The 24,616-nt window shown below is 41.0% G+C and carries 15 protein-coding genes; 10 read left to right on the top strand and 5 right to left on the bottom strand.

The genetic code is table 11. From position 1 onward, the window contains the following. The first annotated feature begins 2 nt into the window (after positions 1–2). Positions 3–446 carry a type II toxin-antitoxin system VapC family toxin gene (locus VF06_RS24015; RefSeq protein ID WP_099068206.1) on the top strand — a complete coding sequence of 148 codons (444 nt, stop codon included), beginning with the start codon at positions 3–5 and terminating at the stop codon, positions 444–446. Positions 447–716: 270 nt separating this feature from the next. Here the strand turns inward: VF06_RS24015 and VF06_RS24010 are convergent, their stop codons facing one another. The 3 genes from VF06_RS24010 to VF06_RS24000 form a co-directional block, all read right to left on the bottom strand. Continuing rightward, on the bottom strand, positions 717–4,085 hold the full coding sequence (locus VF06_RS24010; protein WP_099068205.1) for a type 2 lanthipeptide synthetase LanM family protein: 3,369 nt from the start codon (positions 4,083–4,085) through the stop codon (positions 717–719). 11 nt (positions 4,086–4,096) lie between these two features. Beyond that, on the bottom strand, positions 4,097–6,334 hold the full coding sequence (locus tag VF06_RS24005; protein ID WP_099068204.1) for a prenyltransferase/squalene oxidase repeat-containing protein: 2,238 nt from the start codon (positions 6,332–6,334) through the stop codon (positions 4,097–4,099). Between the two features lie 85 nt (positions 6,335–6,419). Beyond that, positions 6,420–7,412, bottom strand: a complete 993-nt coding sequence (locus VF06_RS24000; protein ID WP_099068203.1) for a phytanoyl-CoA dioxygenase family protein — start codon at positions 7,410–7,412, stop codon at positions 6,420–6,422. Between the two features lie 848 nt (positions 7,413–8,260). Between VF06_RS24000 and VF06_RS23995 the strand changes: the two genes are divergently transcribed. After that, on the top strand, positions 8,261–8,563 hold the full coding sequence (locus VF06_RS23995; RefSeq protein WP_099068202.1) for a type II toxin-antitoxin system HigB family toxin: 303 nt from the start codon (positions 8,261–8,263) through the stop codon (positions 8,561–8,563). Further along, positions 8,544–8,960 (top strand): helix-turn-helix domain-containing protein, encoded by a 417-nt coding sequence (locus VF06_RS23990; RefSeq protein WP_099068201.1) that lies wholly within the window; start codon positions 8,544–8,546, stop codon positions 8,958–8,960. The genes VF06_RS23995 and VF06_RS23990 overlap by 20 nt, the downstream gene beginning before the upstream one ends. A gap of 501 nt (positions 8,961–9,461) precedes the next feature. On the opposite strand, the gene VF06_RS23985 is transcribed toward VF06_RS23990, so the two are convergent. Further along, the gene (locus VF06_RS23985) at positions 9,462–10,034 is read right to left on the bottom strand and encodes a calcium-binding protein (protein WP_099068200.1); all 573 of its coding nucleotides are present in this window, start codon (positions 10,032–10,034) and stop codon (positions 9,462–9,464) included. Between the two features lie 326 nt (positions 10,035–10,360). Next, entirely contained in the window at positions 10,361–10,972 is a 612-nt protein-coding gene (locus VF06_RS23980) for an NHLP leader peptide family RiPP precursor (RefSeq protein ID WP_099068199.1), read from the bottom strand. 359 nt (positions 10,973–11,331) lie between these two features. On the opposite strand from VF06_RS23980, the gene VF06_RS23975 reads away from it, so the two are divergent. The 7 genes from VF06_RS23975 (at position 11,332) to VF06_RS23945 (ending at position 24,460) form a co-directional block, all read left to right on the top strand. Further along, entirely contained in the window at positions 11,332–12,771 is a 1,440-nt protein-coding gene (locus VF06_RS23975) for an NHLP bacteriocin system secretion protein (RefSeq protein WP_099068198.1), read from the top strand. Positions 12,772–12,900: 129 nt separating this feature from the next. Further along, a complete protein-coding gene (locus tag VF06_RS23970; RefSeq protein ID WP_244918245.1) occupies positions 12,901–15,033 on the top strand; it encodes an NHLP family bacteriocin export ABC transporter peptidase/permease/ATPase subunit in 2,133 nt (710 codons plus the stop codon). A 219-nt stretch (positions 15,034–15,252) separates the two neighbouring features. Next, positions 15,253–18,000, top strand: coding sequence for a CHAT domain-containing protein (locus VF06_RS23965; protein ID WP_099068196.1), 2,748 nt, complete (start codon positions 15,253–15,255; stop codon positions 17,998–18,000). Positions 18,001–18,174: 174 nt separating this feature from the next. Further along, entirely contained in the window at positions 18,175–19,818 is a 1,644-nt protein-coding gene (locus tag VF06_RS23960) for a sigma-70 family RNA polymerase sigma factor (RefSeq protein ID WP_099068195.1), read from the top strand. 13 nt (positions 19,819–19,831) lie between these two features. Further along, positions 19,832–21,079 carry a DUF1822 family protein gene (locus VF06_RS23955; protein WP_099068194.1) on the top strand — a complete coding sequence of 416 codons (1,248 nt, stop codon included), beginning with the start codon at positions 19,832–19,834 and terminating at the stop codon, positions 21,077–21,079. A gap of 153 nt (positions 21,080–21,232) precedes the next feature. Further along, the gene (locus VF06_RS23950) at positions 21,233–23,557 is read left to right on the top strand and encodes a CHASE2 domain-containing protein (RefSeq protein WP_099068193.1); all 2,325 of its coding nucleotides are present in this window, start codon (positions 21,233–21,235) and stop codon (positions 23,555–23,557) included. Positions 23,558–23,569: 12 nt separating this feature from the next. Beyond that, on the top strand, positions 23,570–24,460 hold the full coding sequence (locus VF06_RS23945) for a DUF928 domain-containing protein (RefSeq protein WP_099084283.1): 891 nt from the start codon (positions 23,570–23,572) through the stop codon (positions 24,458–24,460). Positions 24,461–24,616: the final 156 nt, after the last annotated feature.

Genomic DNA, 24,616 nt, shown 5'->3' with positions numbered 1-24,616 from the left:
CAATGAAGATTAGTGATGCCTTAGCTGGAGTTTCTCGCTTATTTCTCGACACAGCACCCGTAATTTATTTTGTAGAACGGAATCCGTTGTTTGTGGATTTAGTCGATCCAATTTTTGATCGGTTAGAAGCTGACATTACAGCAGTAGTATCTGGAATAACGTTATCAGAGTGTTTGGTGGGTGCTATACGTCTGGGGTTAGTGGATTTAGAGCAGGCTTTTGTCGATATGTTGCAACAAGAACAAGTAGTTTTTGTAGAAATTAATGCTGCTATTGCGCGAGAAGCCGCGAAAATTCGGGTGCGTTATAACCTTCAGTTACCCGATGCGTTGCAGGTGGCGGCGGCTTTAATGGCTGGTTGTGAGGCGTTTTTGACTAATGATGCGGCTTTTAAGCGGGTGACGGAGTTGAGGGTTTTGGTAGTGAGTGGGTTGTTGGTGGAGTGAGCAGACTATTTGCAATATTAAAGGTGCGATCGCTAGATAAATTAAAAAAACTGACGTAGCAAATATAATTGAATCTCATCTCATTGCTTTTCAATTACAGATAGAAGCAGAGGATAATTGGTGTTAGGCTCAATAGCTATCACTATATTCTATAGATATACAAGTTGGGATTTGGTAGTTAGACTACAACTGCAAAATTAATTGTGACAATAACAAACAGCTTACCGCGACTTGATTCTACGCATCACGTCGCGGTAAATTCAAAAGCTGCTATTCCCATAAAAGAATTGAAGGCAGTTGTTCCAGATGAGTTAGGCGCAGCAAAGTATAACCAATACCAACCTCACCACGGAATAAACCAGGAACGTATACGCTTGAGTGTAGGGCGGGTTCGAGATAATATCCTTTGTGTCTTGCTTGCTGCACAATTTGTAATGCATGAATTTTGGCATTTGTCAACAAATCTGGTTTTCCCAATCGGCTGGCTGCACATAGCAGAAATTCAATCTGTCCCATCTGACCGCAGCATAGTTGGTTTACTATCCCTTGTTTCTGGGTGAGTTGCTTTTGGGTAGTTTTGATTGCCACTTGGATATCCCGATCGATTGCTTCAGTTTCTAACATTGGCAGTCCGCCAAGGCGGGCTAAACCGATACCGGTTGCACCGTGACACCAACTAGACATCAGTGAAGAAGATTCGGATTTGGCACTTGCTTGGAGAAATTTAGAAAAGTCCCTGAGATCCGGCCAGTTGCCTACCTCTGGTAAAAATATACTTTGTTCGTAGGCGATCGCTTCTGCGGCAGCCGCCCGAAACTCAGCATCATTCGTCACCTGTGCCAGTTTCAGCAGGGCGTAGGCAATTCCGCCTGCTCCGTGGGAAAAGCCCGTTAACAATCGACCATCCAGCGTTTTCCAAGCTCTGCCTTTAGAAGTTATTACACTTTCGGCTAATAAATGACGACCAATCAGGCAGGCACGTTCTAGCACAATTGGGTCGCGAACAACCTGGTACAATGCCAATAAACTCAAAAGCGTACCTGCTGTACCGCCGGCGATATCCAAACTGCGATCGCTAGTAATTGCCTCTGGTACTATCGAGTATGCCAAATTTAGAGCATCTGCAAGCAAGCGATCGTCATTGAGAAACTGACCGATTTTAGTCAGGCTGTAAATCCATCCTCCTAGTCCAGTTGATAAGCCAAGATTCAGGTTTGAGAATTCACCTTTTGGCTGTTCAATTTTGGCTACCGCCTGACGAAACTCCTGCAACGCTCCCAAACACAGTTCTCGAAACTCTCCATCTTTTTTAATATGCTCTACCGCTGCCAGAAATAATGCAATTCCTAATTTGCCATCAAAAAGGCTCAGTTCTGTGGGTTGAAATTGGAATCGCTGTTGTTGAGCGATAAACTGAGGAGCAAGCCAAGTTACAGATCCATCAGGAGCGCAAATCGCTCGCTCTTTTAATCTGCGGGCAATTGCCATGACCTCAGCAACCAAATCTGACTCATCCAGCATCGCCTCAGATGATTGCTGCACGCTTAGAGAAGTTTGATTGGCAGGTTTTTCCGGTGCAGCTATCTCTTGACCGGGAACCATTCTTAAATATAGAGTGCTGCGGATAAAATCAACTTGTATCGCCAAATCAGATTTGCTCAGGTTGTTGATGCGCTCTAGTACTAATTCAAAGCTAGAACCTTGGAAAAATCCCTCAACGCGACTATCTGGGGATAACTCCAACACATCTGTATCAGGATAAATTGAGAAAAAAGGAACATCCAACTGCTCCATTTGTTGGCGTTCAGACTGGAGAAGAGACCAGAATTTTGGTTTTTCAGTTGCGCCTGCTGCTGTTAACTTGAGGATTTCCAGTCCAATACTGCGGTCAACTCCATCCCGCAAGTACTCTGAACTACGGAGCTTGCTTAAAATTCTCAAATAAGTGTTTGTGGGGCGAAACACAAAGCGCACAAGCTGTTTTGCCATTGTCCGCAGCGGGCTATCTGGGGAGAGTAACACGTCTTGTTTCTCTTGCAGGAAGCGATACATCTGCTCAAATCCTTCCACCACTGCCTCTATCCAGTCTGATAAATTGGCAGGTTGTCCATTTAAGGTTGGCACGTGAGCTAAAAATGGATCGATCGCCAGCAGCTTTTGATTTAAAGCCATCTGGTCTGTATTTACGCCAGACCACTGGAGTCCTTTATAATGCCTAGTCTCTTGATTGTGGCTGCCCAAGCCACTGAAATCAAAGCCGGAGTTACCATTGGCTGCTGGATGCCAGACAGGTAATAAGGCAGTACGCATCACGGAATTATCTACGCGATGGAATGCGAGTTGTTGAGCAGTCTGTAGGTTTGCTGATGACTCGTTTTTCGGTCGATGCTGCATCACAGCTTCGGTATCAATTAGAACTGGATATTCTCCAGAGGCAATGATATTTTCGTAGTGACAATCGGTAGCATCTAGCACGTAAACCAAACATAATAACATCCCTGCCCGTTGGTAATGGCGTTCTATTTGGGCTGTATCTTCACAGGCTTGGGAGGTGACAAACTCTACCCAGCCGTGAGTATCGCGGTTAATTACTTGCAAGGTTTTTAGAGGCAGAGGAGAACCCTGTTCGTTTAACCAAGCCAAAAACTGATTGTACGCCTGTTCAATGCCTAAATGCTTGGGTTTGTATACTAAGTGCAGATTTGGCTCGATTTTCAGTGTAATTACAGAGCGTCTGCCGCGATGGGGGTCAGATCGGAGAGGCTGCACCGCTGTCACCTGACCGAGAGGTAAACCGTTGTTAAATTTCTCTGCAATTTCTGACCAGTCTGCGTCCAAGTGATGCAGAAATTCTAACTGCGATTCTACCCAAAGTTCGGTTGCCGTAGCCAGTAACCTTGCTAAAGCAGCATATTCTACAAAAAAAGAAGTTAGTTTGCCCTGCAACATTTCCCGAACAAAGCGGATATAGAGGTTGCGGCTTTGCAGTTCTTGTGTCTGTGTCAGTAGACGAGTAAAAGAGGATTGTTGAGCGACTCGCCAACTGGTAAAAGCTATCTGTAAAGGTTGTGTGGCGATGTCAATTAACTGACCTAGCAAACTGCGTTCAAATACACCATGAACCTCATCGGTTAATCTCTGGTAAGACTCGCCAGTTCTAGCAATTAGTTCTTGTTGAGCAAATAAAACAAATGGAGCGAGAATCTCTTCAAAGGGAAGGGGAGACTGGGGAATCAAAAAGCGATGTGAGGTCTTTGCATCAAGATTTGTTGCTGCCTGAGAAAAGGCAAGATTGAGAACAGATGAGAGTGTCTTTGCCCAGTTGGGTAGGGGAGCATCGTGGCGCAAACATACAGGTGCGATCGCGCTTTTTGCTGTTTCTAAATTCAGCCCATCCCATTGCAAGTATTGTTGAAAATGCTCGAAATTTCCTTTTGCTACTGTCTGACACCAAGTCTCAAGACGCGATTGCAAGAGTTTTTCATCAGTTTCGGGGGAGGGTGAGAAAATCTGGCGATCGAGTCGTTCAAACAGATTGCTAGCGCGGCTAACGATGCTTTGCAACTGAGTTGTAGAAATAACGGGGTTGGCGATCGCGGGCAACTGCTGTGTAGAGATACTAGAAATAACTGGGTTCATCTTAATTTTCCTTATAAACTACGATGTAGAGCTTGTAATACGGTGGCGGTGGTGAAGACACAATACTTGTCAAAAACTACACTGCCTTGAATCGTGCCGTGGTAAATCCACTGGTTAAATTTATTGGGATTTAGGTCATCCGGTAATGGAACTTGCAACCTGGCTGACGAAATCCAAGAACCATTGGGCTGTTGCTGTGCTAATAACCAATCAGTTGCCTTGGCGATCGCTGCTTGTACTGCGGTATCTTGCCGTCTCAGTATCAGCAGTCGCAAGCACCAAGCTGTGGCAAATGGCGAACCAGAGGGGCAATCGCTAGTTGCGACAAATCCCTGAGAACTAAGGCGGTTCATTCCCCACGCCACGGCGTTGGTAATACAATCAGAATTTGGATAACAAGCGGCGATCGCCTCAGCCGCTAGAGCTGTTACATATTCGGGATCTTGCCACCAGTAAGCCAGCCAGCTACCATCATTTTGCTGAGTCGATCGCAAATAATCTTGAAGCTGAAAGCGGTATTCCGGCAAAGCTGCTATTGCCGCACTCACGCAAGTATGGGAACCGCACCAACCCGCAAATCCGATTTCCGGAGAAGCATGAATAAAAGCCCGAATCGATTCCTCACTCTCATAGGTGCAAATACCTCCATCCGGCCGCTTATGATCTGCTAGGGATTGCATCGCTTGACGCGCCCGTTCTGAATTACTCTCACCAATAGCGCGGGCAAGCTGGAGTACCCAACCAGTACTATCTGCATCGCCAGGGGGCAAACGATTGTAACCCCATTTGCCATTGACGCGATGGCGGCGACTATTGAGCAGATTCCAAGCTGTGGAAACAGCTTTAGAAACGCGGGAATCGGGTATATTCGCTAACATTGTTCCTACATAACCAGTCACCCATTCATCGCTCAAGCCAGCCGCTAGGTGAAAATCAATCCACCACCCCTCAGAATTCCGTGCAGTTAGCAAAAAAGTAACGGCTGATTCGATATGGGAAACTCTCCCCCCGTCGCCACGTTCTTGCTTGGTTGCGTCCTCTGTACTTACCGTCTCAGCAGAACGCCCAGGTATTTTACTCAGGGGTTGATGCATTGCACCAAAATAAATTTTGCTTGCTAGGGGTTGCCCTGATTGATAAATGAGTTTGATATGGTTCAACCCCCGGACGTAAATGCGATCGCCCAGATGCTTTACTAAGCTATAACCAGAGTATTTGAGCAAAGCATCTTTGGTTTCTTTGGCACATAAACCTTGGGAAGTTAGATAATCTAGCAGCGATTCCCATTGTCCGTTTACGCAGGCTTGGTACCGGGTGAGAAAAATTCCTTCAATGCCAATTCGCGGGTAAATCTGTTCGCCAATATCAAGGTCGAGGATAATGCCATCAACGCAGCCAGAAAGGGAGTTGACGAGCTTTTCTACCTCCGCAAGCTGTCCCGTCCAGCCTATTTCATTCAAGTATGGCAGCAATTCCGAAGGAGAACCGACAAGGCAGAGTCTTATTGCTTCCACGGTTCGGGAAAACATCAGCCCAACCTGAAAAATGCTGGTTCGGGGAGGCAACCGTTTGATACAGTCGATGAATTTTTTCTCTAAGGCGGGAGGCAAAGGCGTGCCTAATAATAAAGGCATAGCTTGTTCCCAAATCCAAGAGTAGTTGAAGGAGATTCCTGAATTATCTGGTGGGCTAGTCACTCCGAAAAATAACCCAGGTATGGGGATATTAGTAGTCTGGCAACCCAAAAATGCTGGGTCAGGGCTGGGGGAAGGGGTAAAGGGTAAGGGATTTAAAACCTTTCCCCTTTCCCCTTTCCCCTTTACCCCGCCAAGTGAACTTGGCGAGCTACTAGTATCGCCATCCAGCTTTAAATCAAACTCTAACCAAAGATCGCTAATGAAGTAATGGAGTAAGGAAGAAGGATCTGCCCATTCGGTGGAGAACTTCTGAATTTGTTGCCAAACGGGATGTTTGTTAAAATCCTCCGACAGACGTGTATGGGGGTTTAAGCCTGCTAAAATGTCTCGACCGGTATCGGTAATTTGAAAAGCAAAGTCAACTACTGGAGCAGAAGGTTGCAGGCGATATTCAAAGCCATAAGTCGAAGCGATCGCATCTGGAAAGTAACTGCTTACAGAGTCGAGTTGTTCTATCGCTTGCGGGCAGACTAGGGGGGTCAGATGCGGCTTGAGGGGTTGCAGAGAGTCTTTTAAAGAGTAGAGCCAGGTATGAGTGCGTTGGTAAACCATGACAGAAACAAAGATGAGTAAGCGATCGGATTAATTTCGGCGGTTGCTGGTTCGCTAGGTTTGAGATGGGAAAATGAAGAAGAATTCAGAATTCAGAAGTCAGAGTTCTTCGGTAAACGATTGGATTCATGGAAGTTTCAGCCAAGTCTCCCGGTTTCAATCCTGGCAAACAGGTAGATAAGTTGCGTTGGCGAATTACAGCGGCAAACTGCTCCTGCGGTAGAGCATTGGCGGGTACAGGGGGCATCGTTACCCTGGCTCCATCGGCGTAAAAAACAATCACTAAGGCTTCGCGGGTGCGATCGCTTGTGTTTTTGCGCGAACTGTGCAGCGTCCAGCCAGAATGGAAACTTGCATCTCCGGCTGCCATTGCTCCATAATTTTTGAGTTGAAACCCCGATTTAATAATGGATTGCTCAAACTCATCCATTGACTCATCCAGCGGCATTGAAGCCCCGATATAGCCCTGTTTGTGGGAACCGCTAGCAAAAGTCATCGGTGCCATTTCTGGGGAAACCTCCGACAAAGCAATCCACATTGTGACTATTTGAGTTGTATCTAGGGGCATAAAGTAACCATCTTGATGCCACGGTGTATTACCGCCTCCTGGTTTTTTGAAATAAGATTGGTCGCGGAATAAGCGGACAGTATCAACTCCTAATAAATCGGCAGCAATCTTGCCAAACCGACGAGCTAAAACAAAGCGTTGGGCAACTAAATCGAGTTGGTAAAGGTTTTCAACAAACTGCCATCCTTGACTTTGACCGCTAACAGTCTTTTCCATCGCTTGCTGTTCTCGGTCATAGCGGTCAACTGTTTCTACTAACGCAGGTTTGTAGATAGCTATTTCTTTGGGAGAAACTACACCGCGCACCAGCAAATGTCCATCGTGCTGAAAGTTATGGATTTGCTCGGTTGTGAGGTCGTAATCGCTGTCCAAGGGAAAGTTATCTACCTCAGAAATATCAAACGCTGAACTCGCTTGTGAGTAATTTGCATATTTGTTTGCTGGCTCAGTCTGCGTAGGTGCATATACAATTGGATTGTTTGCAATGTCTGTCAAATTTGGGTTAGGCATATACTTTAGATTTAGATGAGAATGATGTTTGATTTGGTTTGAGGTAATCGTTTGACTGCCTTCTGTATTACTTCTTGGGAGAACTGAAATCAAAATATGCAACCTTGAGATGTGAAGAATAGTTCAGTTGCATCAAAATGCTTGAAAACCTTTGACATCAAGCAATTTTGGAATTTACTCACAGCCAAGCGCCAATAGGGCGCACTCATACTGGCATTTTGGTTAGATTCCTTGTCTGGTGAAGGTTTTAGCTATTTAGACAAAATTACTTTAATTTTCTTACCTCATACCAAATCCGTTTTTATAACCCCTCTTTCTTCTCCCCCTGCCTCCCCTGCTTCCCCTGCTTTTTTCAAAAACAGGGTAGTTTACTGACTTTTGTATAAAAATAAAATTATGAAAAGCGTAATTAAATACTTGTATACAGGTTTATAGTTTTAGATTTTATAAATGTATGAGCGATAGCACATTAGATATAAACCGAAAATATAAAGTTTTTTATACAATAGAGGATTTTGATGAAGTAAAAATGAGAGTAGTAGAAACTGATGATATAGAGGACTGGATTGAATGGTTTTAAGGTCAAGAAGTCGATAAAACCGTAGACCATTACGAATTACTTTATCCTTTAAATGAAGTCTAGAAACCTGTATACAGGTTTAAAGCTACTCTCTGTTTCATTAAACATGTATACGAGTTTAATTGAAGTATAAGGGTAAAGCGAAAGCCAATCATTAAACTGTTGACATTCACTTAGCAATTTGCTAAGTTGTAATTAATTATGAGTCGTTTCAACTACTGCAAAGGAAGTCAAATCATGAAATTTATTCTGAAAAAATACATCTACTATGCATGTAATTTCCAATACAGCATTAAAACTTTTTTATCAAAAGTATCCTGATGCTGAATCTAGTTTACGTGGTTGGAACAAAGCCGTAAAATCAGCCAAGTGGCAAAATATACTTGAAGTTCGTGAAACTTTCAACTCTGCCGATTCAGTAGGTGAACTTACGGTTTTTAATATTCAAGGAAATAAATATCGGCTTATTACTTTTATTGACTATCAAAGTCAAAAAGTATTTATTCGCAACGTATTAACTCATGCAGAGTACGATACAAATAAATGGAAAAATGACCCTTGGTTTAAATAAACGCCCTACATACATTGAACTGTTGCAAGCATTCCCTCCTCGTCCTATCAAGACTGAGGAGGAGTTATTTGCTACTCAAGAAGTTATTAATTCTTTGATAGATAGTGCCCCATTAACATTAGATGAAAAAGATTATCTTAATATTTTAGGCACTCTGGTTTACGAGTATGAACAAGCACAAGAGCCTATACCTGATATTTATGGAATAGATTTACTTCAGGTTTTGATAGAAGAAAATGGATTACGTCAAAAAGATTTACTACCCATTTTCAAAACAGAATCTATTATATCGGCCATATTGAAAAAGCAGCGTAAACTAACAACTAGACACATTGAAGAACTAGCGAAATTTTTTCATATTTCACCTGCTGCTTTCTTCCCAAATAGTCTTGAATGATTCTTTGATATAAGCAAAACAAATCCATTCTGCTTAAAACCCGCTTTCTCGCGTTCGAGGGCGGGTTTTTCATTGATAAGGGTTGCTTAATTAGGGTTTATTTGTTGCGGAATGTTGCATCGAGTATCAAGCAACAACGCAGCTACAGAGGTTTGACCTAATTGTGGGACAATTCTGGGATTTAGTATCACACTGCTCCCGCAGCACTTTGCTGTTTCTCACTTCAATTAAGGAAGTTCCAAAAAAATAAAATATACAAATTCTTTGAACCATCGTCATTCCCAGAGGAAAGGAGAGACTGCCGCCAACAGCCTCTCCCTCAATACGTTTCGGTTAAAGGGAAAAGGGTTTTTATGAGCCGCTTTCCCCTTTACCCCTTACCCTTTTCCCCACTTCTCTTAGAAGTCTAATGATGATTAGATTTTGATTATGCAATTTAGATGTTTTTTAGCTTAATGAAGATCTAACGCTGTTTGCACCCTGCTGTGAGTATTGGGTGTCTTAGGCTTGGATAACAAAATCAGATGCCGACAGATTTGGCAGACCAGCCAGAGTTGCAAATTGACCGCCATTGCCAAAACCAGGGGCACTACCATTTTCGTTGTAGAATAACCCCCCACTGACAGCATCATAAACAATTGCAGCGCTGGTGATGCCTTGTTGAATTTGGGTGGAATTGACAACCACAAAATCAGCCACATTACTAAAACCATTTCCAGCAGCAGAGGTAATTTGACTGAAGGTGGTTTTATCTAAAACTATTTTGTCACCTTGAGAACGTGTGAAGTCAGTGATTTGGTCGATACCAACAGCAGAGTTAGTGAAAGTGGCATTGGTGTTGAAAATAAAAGAATCGGCATTATTGCCACCCGTAAGCACATCGTTACCAGCACCGCCAGCTAGAGTATCATTGCCTGCACCACCGATGAGGATATCATTGCCTGCTCCACCACGCAGATAGTCATTGCCACTTAAACCATCAATTGTGTCATTACCGCCTTGACCATTAATGACATCATTGGAGTTGTCAAAACCTTTGACGTTATTGTTTAAGTCATTGAGGAACGTCACCATGTTTTGAGAATAGAAATATGAATGAGAGCGATCGCTATAAAATGCCCAAGGTGCGAATTAAGTCAGATCCGCAAGCTTGAAACGATCGCATGATTCATATTTTGATTCTGCAACGCCAGAAATTGAGAGGYACAGGAGAATGTTCGGATGGRAATTGAKACCCCATCTGAACGGAAGCCKCGCAAATTATAATTTTTAGAAAGTAGGTTTTTTTGGTAGAAGTTATGAGCTATCAAACTTCCAAGACAAGCTTCTACTCTTTAAAATCAAAAGTTGTTTTTRTCTGAGACAATGACTGACAAAAGCATTTTTGTCAGTCTTGATTGTCATAATGCTGCTGTTGCKGCTAAAGTTACTCCCACAGTTGCAACCGCAGCATCACAGCCTTTAGTGGCAACRCAACCACTTTGCCCAGAAGCACAACCTGTCCAACTGTGATTTTGCGTATCGCTTCCGCCTGCGACTAATTCCAGTTCTGCATCAGATAATTCTCTGTTAGCTTCTAATTCAGAGAAGTCTAATGCTGGCAGCACTAGATAGTAACGATTTGGAGTTTCTTCTAATACACTGACTTGGATATTGGTTGGAAAATTCAATCCCTTTTGTGCCATCACAGTTTTCGGGTCAGCAATTAAATCATTGCGAAAGTCTATATCTTGGGCGGCGYGTGCTAGCAATTGCACTTCGATTTCTAGCATGTGGGCTGTTGAATTRACATCAGAATTTTCAGGTGTTTGATTAACTAAATCTTGAGTGTCTAATGCTGGCARTACTAGATAGTAATGACTTGGGGTTTCCTCAACTACAGTTATTTGTGTTTGAGTGGGAATATTCCATCCATTCTCTGCTGCAACTGCTAGAGGRTYRGCAATCAAACGACTGCGGAASTGKGAATYTTGTACTGCTTGTGTCARCATTTGTGCTTTAATTTCAAACATTGTCGCTCTCCTAATAAAGATGTTGTTTGTTTTTGATGTTTGGTTTGAAGGTAATTGTTTGATTGCCTTCTGTATCACTCCTTGGGAGAACTGAAATCAGAATATGCAACCTTTGAGATAACTAGGAATATTTCAGTTTGATGAAAATGCTTGAAAGCTAGTGACATCATGCAATTGCGGATTTTATTCAATATCAAAGATTTTTAAAATTGCATAAATCAACTTTGGTGTTGCCAATAAGTTAGGTAAATCAGTTGTAGTTGTAGGGCGAACAACCGTTCGCCCCTACGAGGGATTGTGGTTCAAATAGATGAAAAATGCTGTAATACGTGAATTTTGAATTGTTAAAAAGGTGTCACATGGTTACACAACAAAATAACCTTTTCCGAAAAAAAGCTTTAGAAAATTTATCTTCCCCGGAACGCTTGGATCGGGTGATGACAGTTATCCAACCGATGCATTGGTTGTCTTTAGCTGCCCTTGGTTCGTTGGTAGCAACGGCAGTTATTTGGAGTATTGTCGGCCGCATACCGATAACGGTTTCAGGACAGGGGGTGTTAGTTTATCCAAGTAAGGTTGTATCGTTGCAAGCGCCGGCTTCGGGACGAATCTTGGCGATGAATGTTAATGTTGGTGACTATGTAAAAAAAGGACAGGTGTTAGCAATCATCGATCAAGCTGAATTGCAAAGTCAATTAGAACAGCAGCGTACTAAGCTAGCTCAATTAGAATCGCAGAATTACAGTTCTAACTTACTCCAAGAGCAACGCAAGCTAGAAGAAAAAAGAGCGATCGCCCAGCAACGTCTCAATCTCCAGCAACGTCTCCAACAAGCAACCAGCTTAACTCCTATTTTGAGAAATAGAGGTTTGAGTTCTCTGCAAGTACAACAGCAAAACTTACTCCAGAGTCGGGCGATCGCTGTCAGTATGATTTCCCCCCAACGCAAAATATATGAGGGACTCCAAAAGCTGCAAGCAGAAGGAGGAATTTCTCAGCAAAACCTTTTGCAGCAACAACAAACATATTTAGATGCTGTGAAAAAAGTGTCTGATATTGATGCTCAACTCAAACAACTTGATGTGCAACAGGTAGAAATAGAAAAAACCTACCGCGAAAACTTCAGCCAAATTAATGATTTTCAATCCCAATTACAAGAACTTGATGCCAACGAAAAAACTAAAATTGAGCAAGATTTTGACGCTGCAACCAATCGACAAAATCAAATTCAAGAAGTCAAACGCAATATTGCCCAATTACAACTGCAACTAAATCAAAACAGTCAAATTATTAGCGAATACAACGGACGGGTTTTAGAAATTAGTACATCTTTTGGGCAAATTGTTTCTCCAGGAAATTCCATCGCTGTTATCCAAGCAGAGGAACCATCTGCTAAACTCATGGGTTTGACTTTCTTTTCTGTTGGTGATGGTAAGAAAATTCACGAGGGAATGAAGGTACAAATTACACCTTCTACAGTAGAGCGCGAACGATTTGGCGGCATTGTGGGCACTGTAACCCATGTTTCAGCTTTTCCTGTGACTAAAGAGGGTGCTTTAAATGCCATCGGTAATGCAGAGGTTGTGCAAAGTCTAATGGCTCCAGGGCCTCAAATTCAAATTGAAGCAGAGTTACAGCCAGACAATTCAACCTTTAGCGGTTATAAGTGGTCTTCTTCTAAAGGCGTTGATATGAAAATTTCTTCTGGAACCACCACTAGCGTCAGAGTTACTACAGAAGAACGATCGCCTATCAGCTTTATCTTTCCTTTTCTCAAGTCTTTAACTGGTGTAAATTAACCTCACTTAACAAAAATGCTGTCACAACTACAAGTAAAATTTACAAAGAAAAATAATCGCCGTCCTATTTCTGGCGCGATCGCTTCTGGATATAAGAAAATTCGCCGTCGTACCCCGACTATTTTACAGATGGAGGCGGTAGAATGTGGTGCTGCGGCTTTGGGAATTATCTTAGGTTACTACGGTCGGATTGTACCCCTGCCGCAATTACGTCAAGATTGCGGCGTATCGCGGGATGGCAGCAGAGCTGTAAATATCCTCAAAGCTGCTAGAAGTTACGGCTTGAATGCCAAAGGTATGAAAGCAGACTTGGATGGACTGCGACAGTTGCAATGCCCTTACATCGTCTTTTGGAATTTTAATCATTACTTAGTTGTAGAGGGATTTAATAACAAGGAAGTTTATATCAATGACCCCGCAACTGGGCCGAGGTCTGTATCATTAGAAGAATTTGATACAAGTTTTACAGGTGTTGTACTGCTTTTTACACCTGGTGAAAATTTCAAAAAAGGTGGTAGTAAACCTAACATTATTTTAGGTTTGCGGGAACGTTTGCAAGGGTCTGGTCAAGTACTTGCTTACTGTATTTGTGCTGGATTTTTACTAGTGATTCCCGGAGTGGCATCACCTATATTCTCGCAAATGTTTGTAGATAATGTTTTGGTGCAAAACAGACAAGATTGGTTGCGACCGCTTTTGTTAGGAATGATACTAACAGCGATTGTTAATGGACTGTTGACATTACTACAGTTAAAGTTTCTGCGCCGGATGAGAATTAAGTTATCTGTGGGTATGTCGAGCCGATTTTTATGGCACATTTTACGCTTACCTGTGAGTTTTTACGATTGCAGATTTGCTGGAGAAATCAGCAGCCGCATCCACCTAAACGACAGATTAGCCAATCTGCTTTCAGGGAAGTTAGCTACAACTGCGATCGCCGCAGTTATGGTAATTTTTTATGCAATTGTCATGTTGCAATATGACGCGGTGTTAACCTCAATTGGCATTATCTTTGTTGTCATTAATCTTTTGACTTTGCACAAAATCTCTCGGTGGCGCGTAGATGCCAATATCAAATTAATACAAGAACAAGGGAAAGTTAACGGAGTAGCTATTTCTGGTCTTCAAAGTATGGAAACCTTGAAAGCATCTGGCTTAGAATCTGATTTCTTTGCTCGCTGGGCGGGTTATTATGCTAAATCGATTAACGCATACCAGGAAGTAAATATAACTAACCAGACTTTGGGAATTTTGCCTTCGTTCCTGTCAGCAATTACATCAATGCTAGTTTTAGTGATTGGTGGAATGCGGGTTATGGATGGTAATCTGAGTATCGGAATGCTAGTTGCATTTCAAGGATTGATGCAAAGTTTCATGGAACCTGTGAATAATCTCGTTAGTCTTGGTAGCGACCTGCAAGAAGTCGAGGGTAGTTTAAATCGCTTGGATGATGTTTTGCAAAACCCGGTAGTTCCTGAGTTGACAGAGGAAACACAACAAGCACAAGAGAAAGTTTTTGCTAATTACCTTCAACCCAAATTGCAAGGATATGTCAAGTTGGAGAATGTGACATTTAGTTACGGCGAAGTTGAAACTCCCATAATTGAAAACTTCAATTTATCAATTAAACCAGGACAGCGAGTTGCCTTAATTGGTAAGAGTAGTTCCGGTAAGTCTACCATTGCCAAACTTATATGCGGGTTGTACCAACCAACTCAGGGAGAAATTAAGTTTGATGGCATACCTAGAAACCAAATTCCTCGCCAAGTCATAGCCAATTCTATCGCCTTCGTAGAGCAAAATATTTTACTATTTGCTGGTAGTGTCAGGGACAATTTAACTCTTTGGGACAGTACTGTATCTGAAAGTTCCTTGGTGCAAGCATGTAAAGATGCAGCGATTCACGATGTTATCCTCTCCTTACCTGGGGGCTATGATAGTAAACTCTTAGAAGGAGCTGCTAATTTAAGCGGCGGTCAAAGACAGCGTTTGGAAATTGCTCGTGCTTTGGTTAACAACCCTTCTATTCTGATTGTGGATGAAGCAACCAGCGCCCTGGATACTGAAACAGAAAAAATTATTGACCAAAAACTACGTCAGCGGGGATGTACTTGCATTATCGTGGCGCATCGGCTGAGTACTATCCGCGATTGTGATGAAATTATTGTCCTCGATCGCGGAAAAGTTATGCAACGCGGGACTCATGAAGAATTGCAACAAGTTGAAGGATATTATTCGCAATTAATCCGTAGTGAGGGGTGAAGTGAGAAAATTTTGTCATTACCGTTTTGCGCCCTTAACTTTTTTTCAACGCAAAGGTACGCGGAGGTTCGCGCGAAGGTTCGCAGAGGTTTTTTAAAGATAATTAGGTGCGTTTTCATAGAGAATTGGTATTACAACTCTTCTCAACTCTTACTCTCTGCGACTCTGCGCCTCTGCGTGAACTAAATTCATATTCTCAACGCTTTAAATGAAAAATATATGCTAAAAAAAGTGCGTTCATACCTCTATACAAGCCAAATATGGCAACGCAGATTGCAAATTCTCCTTTTAGCTATCTTGGGGCTAATTTTCACCTTGATTTTTCATATCCTTCCGGCTGAATCTAAACTTACCCGTTTTTCAGAACAGTCAACTATACAAAAAGTTTCAGCACCAACAAACCCCGAACAACTAATACAACAAGGCAGAACTTTTTACCAAACAGAAAAATTTACTCAGGCGGCACAAAGTTTGCAGCAGGCTGCACAGATATATGAATCTCAAAAAGATGAGTTAAACCAAGCTTTAGCGTTAAGCTATCTATCTTTAACACAACAGAAACTAGGATTATGGAACCAAGCAAAGGCAACAATTTCTAGCAGTTTAAAGTTACTTCCTCAAGCAAAGTCCAGTACTAAGGAAGCAAAACAAATTTTAGCTCTTGCTCTCAATACTCAAGGTAGTTTACAACTAGCGTTAGGACAAGCTGAATTAGCTTTAGAATCATGGCAACAAGCAGCTAAAACCTATACTCAAATCAACGATACAGCAGGTAATATTGGTAGTTTAATTAACCAAACGACAGCCTTGGAATCTTTGGGATTTTCTACCCGAATGATGAATATTTGGCAGCAAGTAGAGCAAAATCTCCAAGCACAGCCTGACTCCCTACTGAAAGTTTTAGGATTACGTAGTTTAGGCAATACCTTAAGAGTGAGGGGCGATTTAGAAAAGTCTCAGCAGCTACTTGAGCAAAGTTTAGCAATGGCTCAAAATATGAAATTGCCTCAAGAAGAAAGTGCTACTTTGTTGAGCTTAGGTAATACTTTATATAGTTTTGGCAATAAAAGTCTACAACGTGATGCAAGTAGTGAGGAAAATCCTCTGCCACTAGATTGTAACCACGGTGTGATTTCAGAAAATGCTAAAACCTATTATCAAAATGCCGCAGACTTGTACTATAAAAGTGCGAGTAAATCTACATCAGCGATCGCTAAAATTCAAGCCCAACTAAATCGGCTAACTGTATTACTATCTCTTGGGCAAAATCTCTCAAATGAAGAGTTAGAATTATTACAATTCAATTTAGCAGAACTTACCCCAAGTCGAGCTGTAGTCTATGCTCAGGTAAACTTTACCCGGAGTTTAGTATGTATCAATGAAGCAAGCCAAAAAATAAAAGAAAATTCTACCTTCAATGTAGATAAAATTTCTCAGATATTAACAAAAGCTGTGCAACAAGCCCAAGACCTGCAAGACCAGAGGTCTGAGTCTTATGCATTAGGTAATTTGGGTCAGCTATACGAACAGACTAAACAATTATCCCTGGCTCGACAATACACCGAACAAGCCTTGAACCTGGCACAGGTAATTGATGCATCGGATATTGCTTTTCAATGGCAATGGCAGTTGGGTCGTTTACTCTTGGCACAGGGAAATTCCCAAGCAGCAGTGGCAGCTTACACTGAAGCAGTCACCACTCTCAAGTCTTTACGTACTGATTTGGTGTCTCTTAATTCTGATATTCAGTTTGATTTGCGCGATCGCGTAGAACCAGTATATCGGCAGTTAGTTGGTTTATTATTACAACCTGAGAAACCGAGTCTGCAAAACTTAAAGCAAGCTCGTGATGTCATTGAAGCGTTACAGTTAGCTCAACTAGACAACTTTTTTCGAGATGCTTGTTCGATTGTTCAGCCAACCTCAATTGATGAAGTGGTTGATAATGCTAACCCTGCCACAGCAGTCATCTACCCTATTATTTTGGCAGACCGTATAGAGGTGATTGTTAAGTTGCCGCGTATCGAGCAACTTCATCACTATAGAACTGATAAACCAAAAAGCGAAGTAGAGACAGTACTAGAACAGTTACAGAAAAAACTCAAACAACGTTATACATTTAGCGATCGCCAGGCGCTTTCTCAACAAGTATACAATTGGTTAATCCAGCCTTTAGAGGCAGACTTGGCTCAAAACCAAATCAAAACCTTAGTGTTTGTATTAGATGGTTCCTTACGGAATATTCCGATGGCAGCCCTCTACAATGGCAAGCAATATCTTATAGAAAAATACAGCGTTGCCTTATCTCCTGGTTTGCAACTGCTAGAACCCAAATCAAAACCAAAACGATTTGAGGCTTTAATCGGCGGACTAACTCAATCGCGCTTCGGTTTTAGTTCTCTACCAAATGTCGCCGATGAATTCAAGGAAATTCAAGCAGTTATTCCCTCTAAAGAATTCATCAACCAAGCCTTTACCAATAAAACCATTGAAAAGGAAGTCAGTTCTCTTTCTTACCCTGTGGTACACTTAGCAACTCACGGCAAATTCAGTTCTCAACAGGAAGATACATTTATTCTTACCTGGAATGGCAAAATTAATGTTAAAGAATTGCGTGAGGTATTGCAAACTAGAGAGCCAGTTGTAGGACGTGCATCTCAAGTACCTTCTCCCATCGAATTACTCGTTTTAAGTGCCTGCGAAACAGCTACCGGAGATAAACGCGCTGCTTTGGGATTGGCTGGTGTCGCTGTGCGTTCTGGCGCACGTACTACCCTCGCTTCTTTGTGGCAAGTAGACGACAAATCCACTGCAATGTTGATGAGTGAGTTTTATCGCCAGTTAAAAAATAACCCTGCCTTAAGCAAATCAGAAGCCCTGCGCCGTGCCCAGGAGTTCATTTTCCAAAACTACCAAGAACACCCTTTTTATTGGGCCCCCTACGTTTTAGTTGGTAATTGGTTATGAATTGCGTAGAAGTGTGCATAAAGTTAAATGCTTCTACCGTATAGTCTATTTACCTGAAAACTATTGCAATCCCAACAAGTTATTAAAATCTGAATCTAATCCGGAGAAGTATGATATTTGTACTTGTAAATTAAATAACAAAACACTGTTACTTAGTAAATAAAAGCAACGAAGATGTTAAACTTTGTTAACTTAGATGGCATCTCAACACTACCAAAGCGTGAGAACAATACTGATAAATTTTCTACTTATCTCATGCTTAACCATCAAAATGGTCGGTTAACACTGCAATGGAAATATCAACCTTATTTAAAACGCAACATAGAGCTATACGTACAAAGAAATGAGAAAGTTTATAGTTTATCGAGGCAACAAGATAAAGGAAATGGTCTAGCGCATTTTTGGCATACTGTAGCTCTTAAAGAATCTCAAAAATTAGCAGAATGGGAACCGGTAAATAAACAACAATTGGCATTAGAACATCTAGCAAGTTATTTTGAAGAAAGATGTTATTGGGCAGTTAAAAATATCTGTAAATATCAAAATCAGGAAAATTGGGAAGAATATCTCTGTTTTGCCAGAGTGATAATTTATGACCCCCTGAAATTAGCAGAAATATTGTCTAAATATAATTCGCAGCAATCTAATATTGATACCTATGTAACAACTGCCTTAGAAAACAGTATTAAAGATGAAATGCAAGTTAAAAAGTTTTCTCGGTGGCGAATGTTATGTAAAAAAAGTGATAAAGAATTAAAAGAAGCACTGCAAGTATCAGGATTGAGCGAACCTAATATTTCTCAGATAATTTTTGCAAAAAAATATTTTAAACAAGTTTATTTATTTAACAAAGTTCAAAATCCTGCCAGAAAAAATGGTCAGAAATGGCCAGATCCAGATAAAGAAGATTTTGAACAAGCTGCTCAGTGTTATAATGCCGAGAAAGTCTTGTCTTCTGCACCTCATGAAGTATCTGCTTCAAGTAATATTACCGCCAAGCAGATGCAATCTTGGATGGAAAATTCTATTGCAGCATTACAAAACTATCCAAAATCTATAGTACCCCAATGGTCTCTTGATGCCTTACAAACAAGTGGATATGAAGCAAAATCTGATATCCAAGAAGAGACTTTAGAACTGGAATGGCACGACTCAGCAGAAGAAGTAGGAGAAAGTCAGCAATTTCTCAGCAAAAAAACTAGTTTGTCTTTGCGCGAACAACTAGAAGCGATGAAACCTGAATCTCAAAAACTTTTGCTGCTTTACTATGGATTTGGTCTGAATCAACAACAGTTAGCAGCTAGGTTAGAAATTAATCAAAGCACAATTTCTCGGTATTTGAAAAAGTCTACAATTACATTGCTAGAAACTTTAGCAGGCATATCGCAATCTCAAGAATGGGTCAATGATTATGTGACAAATTGGTTAGAGAAAGATTACACTAATCCCTTACATTCAGATTTGATTCAAGCAGCTTTAGTCTCAGCAATTAAAAAACTATCTAGGGAAGAAAAAGAAATTTTTCAACTTTGTTACGGTCAAAAATTCAGTGAAACAAAAATTGCCAACAAATTAGGTATCGAACAAAGTAAAGTCAAGGAAAAGCTTTCTCAAATTAAGTATAAAGTACAAGTTAATTTGCTCGAACAGATAAATGTATGGGTGAAAGAGTATGTAGAAAAATGGTTACACAAGCACTATAAATCTCTAATTAAATCAATTCTCAAAACTAGAAATAATTCAGGACAAAAATTAGAAAGAGAAGAAACAATTAATATCGTGATTGACGCATATTTTTCTAAATCTCAACAAATATAAGTAGGTGAAATCAATGTTTAACTTAATGGAATTAGCAAGTAATAACACAAAGCATCTTTGGTTAAAGATTGGAGTAACAGAGCAAAAAAGAGCGTGGCAATATAGCCAGCAACACCATTCTAATCCTATCGCTCGTTACAATTCATATCTCAATCATCTTTGCTTGGATTCTTTTATCAGTTGGCTTGAAGATTGGCTGCAAGAAGAATCCGCGCCGCAACCCTCAGTATGGCCTGGAAAAAATACCTTACCTACTATTTTAGAAGTAGTGAATGGTATAGCTATTCAATTAGGTGAAACACGATTAATACTATTACCAACTGAAACCACAGATTTAGAAGAATTATCTGTACCGCAGGAGTGGGTAGATATTCCCAGTTGGGTAGCTGACTATTACTTAGCAGTACAGGTAAATTTGGATGATGAAGATGAGTGTTGGATGGCGGTACGTGGCTTTGCAACTCATCGTCAATTGAAGAATGAAGCTAGATATAATCAAAGCGATCGCACTTATTCTTTAGCAGTTGATGAGTTAACCGAAAATTTTACCATACTGTTGGCTACACTAGGACTGAATTTTCGAGCAGAAGTGCCACCTTTAGCAACTTTATCAACAGTTGAAGCTCAAGATTTGTTAAGAACTTTAGCTAATCCATCTATTTATTCACCGCGTTTACATGCAGACGTATCATTTAGCCAATGGGCAGCATTAATTGGTAACGAACAATGGCGACAGCAACTTTACAATCAGCGTTTAGGTTTATTGCAAAGTGAGGTTTCACCTGTTGCCGATATTGTACCCAACAAAATCCAAGTAAATTTGAATCAATGGTTTGACAAAGTGTTTGAAATAGGTTGGCAATCCATTGATACGCTAATCAATACGTCACAGTTGGGAAATTTAGCGTTTGCTACCAGAAGTTTTAATACTTCTAGGATATCTGGTGTTAATGGGGCTAAACTCATCGATTTGGGAATGCAATTAGGAGAACAATCTGTAGTACTGCTAGTTGTTCTTACTGAAGAAGCAGAAGGAAAAATTGGTGTTTTAGTGCAAGTGCATCCTGTTGGTAATCAAAAGTATTTGCTACCTCATTTAAAGCTAGCACTTTCTAGTTCAGGAGAGACTTTACAAGTAGTTGAATCTAGAACTCAAGATTACTATATTTCACTAAATCGTTTTAAATGTATGCGTGAAACTAGTTTTAGTATTCAATTGATTCTAGGTGATTTTAGTATTACAGAAGATTTTGTGGTTTGATAATTAGAAGGCAGGGGAGGGTTTAATAATTAGGGACTTCCAAGTAAAAAATATTCAATCGCAGAGGGACAAGAGAGACAAGGGGGACAAGGAAGAAAGAAGTCTAGTTGAGTAGACAAATTGGATAGTTTATTTTTTGGAGTTCCCTTAACGATGGGTAAGTTAGTTGTTATAAATTTAGATAAAGGTAACTTAAACGATGGCTTCTCAATTGTGAATGCGCAATTGTGGGATGATAGCAACTCTCGGCCGATGCAATTTACAGGTAGTTTACCCCCAGCCCCACAAATTGCTGAACTTTATAAACGCTATCAATTAATATATCAGGCACTCCAACAACGATTTCATGGTCGGGCTTTTATTGAAATGGAACCAGTTGGCTTGACTAATATTAGTGAAACTGATTTTACTGAAATTTGTCAGGAGTTAGATCGGCAAATTAATAATTGGTTAAACTCAGATTCGTTTCGTAAAATTGACCAACAATTACGAGCCAGATTGACTTTAGATGAAGAATTTCAGGTGATTATTGAAACAAGCGATCGCCTGCTAAGAAAACTACCTTGGCATCTATGGAACTTTTTTGACGATTACCAAAAAGCAGAAGTAGCTTTAACTCCTCCAAGTTATGAGCGAGTGAAAGTATTACCGAAAAAAAATCATAGACAAGTTAGAATTTTGGCGATATTAGGTAATAGTACAGGTATTGATATCCAGAAAGACCAAACATTACTCAAACAATTACCTCATGCCTCAACAATATTTTTGGTAGAACCTTCACGGCAAGAATTAGATAAGTGGTTATGGGATAAACAAGGCTGGGATATTTTATTTTTTGCAGGGCATAGCCAAAGTCAAGAAGATACAGGTTTAATACATATTAACCAAACTAGCAGTTTAACCATACCCGAATTAAAAAACGCTTTAAAATATGCAGTTGCACAGGGTCTAAAACTTGCTATTTTTAACTCCTGCGATGGTTTGGGATTGGCATGGCAGTTAGCCGATTTGCACATTCCCGAAGTGATTATCATGCGAGAAAATGTGCCGGATTTTGTTGCTCAAGAGTTTTTAAAGAATTTCCTTTCAGCTTTAGCAGGAGGTCAATCTTACTATTTGGCAGCACGTTACGCACGAGAAAGATTACAAGGTCTAGAAGATGAATTTCCTACTGCTTCTTGGTTACCATTGATTTACCAAAACCCAGCAGCAGAACCGCTAACATGGAACGGGTTACGCGGACAAACACCAGCGATATCTTCCCCTTGGTTCAAAAAAAAGAAACTGCAAACAGCATTTGTGGCAAGTATAGCGATCGCACTTGCAACAACAACCCTGCGATCGCTAGGAATAATGCAGCAATGGGAACTATCGGCTTTCGATTCGATGATGCAGATTAGACCAGATGAAGGCCCAGACCAACGCCTATTAATAGTTAAAATCACAGAAGCAGACATTCAAGCTCAAAAGCAGCGGCAAAAATCCTCGTTATCAGATGAGGTATTGCAACAGTTAATGCAGAAATTGGAATTATACCAACCAAGAGCGATCGGTTTGGATCTCTATCGTGATTTTACAGTAGAACCTCAATACAAAGATTTAGCAACTCGCTTGCATAAAAGCGACAAGTTTTTTGCTATATGTAAACTCAGTGGAGGCAACACACAAGCGACTGGTATTTCACCTCCGCCAGAAATTCCAGGCGGCCGCGTCGGCTTTAGTGATGTTGTGCTAGATAGTGATTTTGTAGTTCGCCGTCAGCTATTAGCCGTAACTCCAGATCCACAATCCCCGTGTAAAACACGCTACTCCTTAAGTTGGCAACTGGCAAGTCACTATCTAGCAAAAGAGGGTATTCAATTCCAAATTAACAATCAAGGATATTTGCAACTTGGCAAAATTGTCTTCAAACCTATAGATATTCCTACGGGTGGTTATCAACAATTTGATGCCGGAGGTCACCAATTACTACTCAATTATCGCGCCTCACAGCAGGTTGCTCCACAAGTTACTCTCGCACAAGTTCTCAAAGGTCAATTAAATCCCGATTGGGTAAGAAATCGGATTGTGCTAATTGGTGTTGATGCTGACAGTGTTAAAGATTCTTTCTTCACACCTTACAGTACAAAAACTAGGCCTTACCAAGAAATACCAGGTATAGTAATTCACGCCCACATGGTTAGCCAGATACTTAGTGCCGTTATGAATCGCCGACCATTGTTATGGGTATGGCCTGCATGGGGTGAAGTTCTCTGGCTGTGCAGTTGGTCATTAATAGGAGGAATAATCGCTGTGTATCGTTGGCCGCGATCGCAACTAGCAGCAATAATTTGTGTTGCACTAATTACCTTGTACGGCTGCTGCTTTATCCTCTTACTATTTGGTGGTTGGGTGCCGTTTGTTCCTACTGTTTTTGCTTTTATAACAACTGCTTTTGGAATTCGTCTTTCTACTAAAGTTTATCAACCAAATACTTAAATAAACTCGATTATGACTAGAATAAATTTTCGATTTCCGCAGATATTAGCGTTTAGTCTTACTTTTATAGCAGTTAATCTTACACAACCCGCACAGCCCCAACAACCACCTAACAATAACTCGAATAGTACTAAAATTCGCTTTATTCAGCCAACTTTAGAAAAGGAACCAGAAAACCGGGGTGCGCCTGGCGATCGCCAAGGAGCAGGAACGCGTGGTGATTGTCCAAATGTTAGCAAACCTCTAACTGCATTAGTACCCTTGATACCAAGAACTTTGAGTTTAAAGCAACAAACAACCACAGACAAACCCTTATCAAAATTTGTTTTAGGATTAACAACTGCTGAATATCCTACCTTTTGGTTTTACGTTCCTTACCAAATTAAAGATATTGATGTTGTCAAGTTTGTAGTACTAGATGAAAATAATAATTCCATCACCAAAGAGCCTCTGTTAATTAAGTTATCAGGAACGCCCGGAGTAATTAGCGTTCGCGTTCCCACAACAGAAAAACCATTAGAAATTGGTAAATATTATCATTGGTATTTCTTAGTTGATTGCAAATCACAAACCTCCTCTGAAGAATCAGAAGATATTGCTGTCGAAGGGTTAGTACAACGAATACAACCGAACCCCGATTTAGTCCGTCGCTTAGGAACAGCAACACCGCAAGAACGTGTCGCCCTTTATGCTCAAGCGGGCATCTGGCAAGACGCACTGACACTTTTAAGCGAACTCCGCCTTGCTAAACCAAAAGATACCGCCCTAGCTTCTGACTGGCAAGACCTGTTAAAGTCCGTTGGCTTGGAAGACGTTGCCAGCGAAACTATTACACAGTGCTGTACTCCAATGAAGGCAGGGGGGCAGGGGGCAGGGGGCAGGGGGAAAGAACAGTCGCGTTGAGTCTAGAAATTGGAATAATTTATTTTTTGGAATTCCCTAAGACACAGAAAATTAATTTTTGCTCTTCGATACATCAAAGGTGCAAGGCAATGCAACAAAGGTGCAAGGCGATGCAACAAACGTGCAAGGCAATGCAACAAACGTGCAAGGCAATGC

This window comes from Nostoc linckia z4 (genome assembly GCF_002608075.1).
In the GTDB taxonomy this organism is placed as follows: domain Bacteria; phylum Cyanobacteriota; class Cyanobacteriia; order Cyanobacteriales; family Nostocaceae; genus Nostoc; species Nostoc linckia.
The sequence above is the reverse complement of the archived record's forward strand: the minus strand, read 5'-3'. Positions and strand labels throughout refer to the sequence as shown.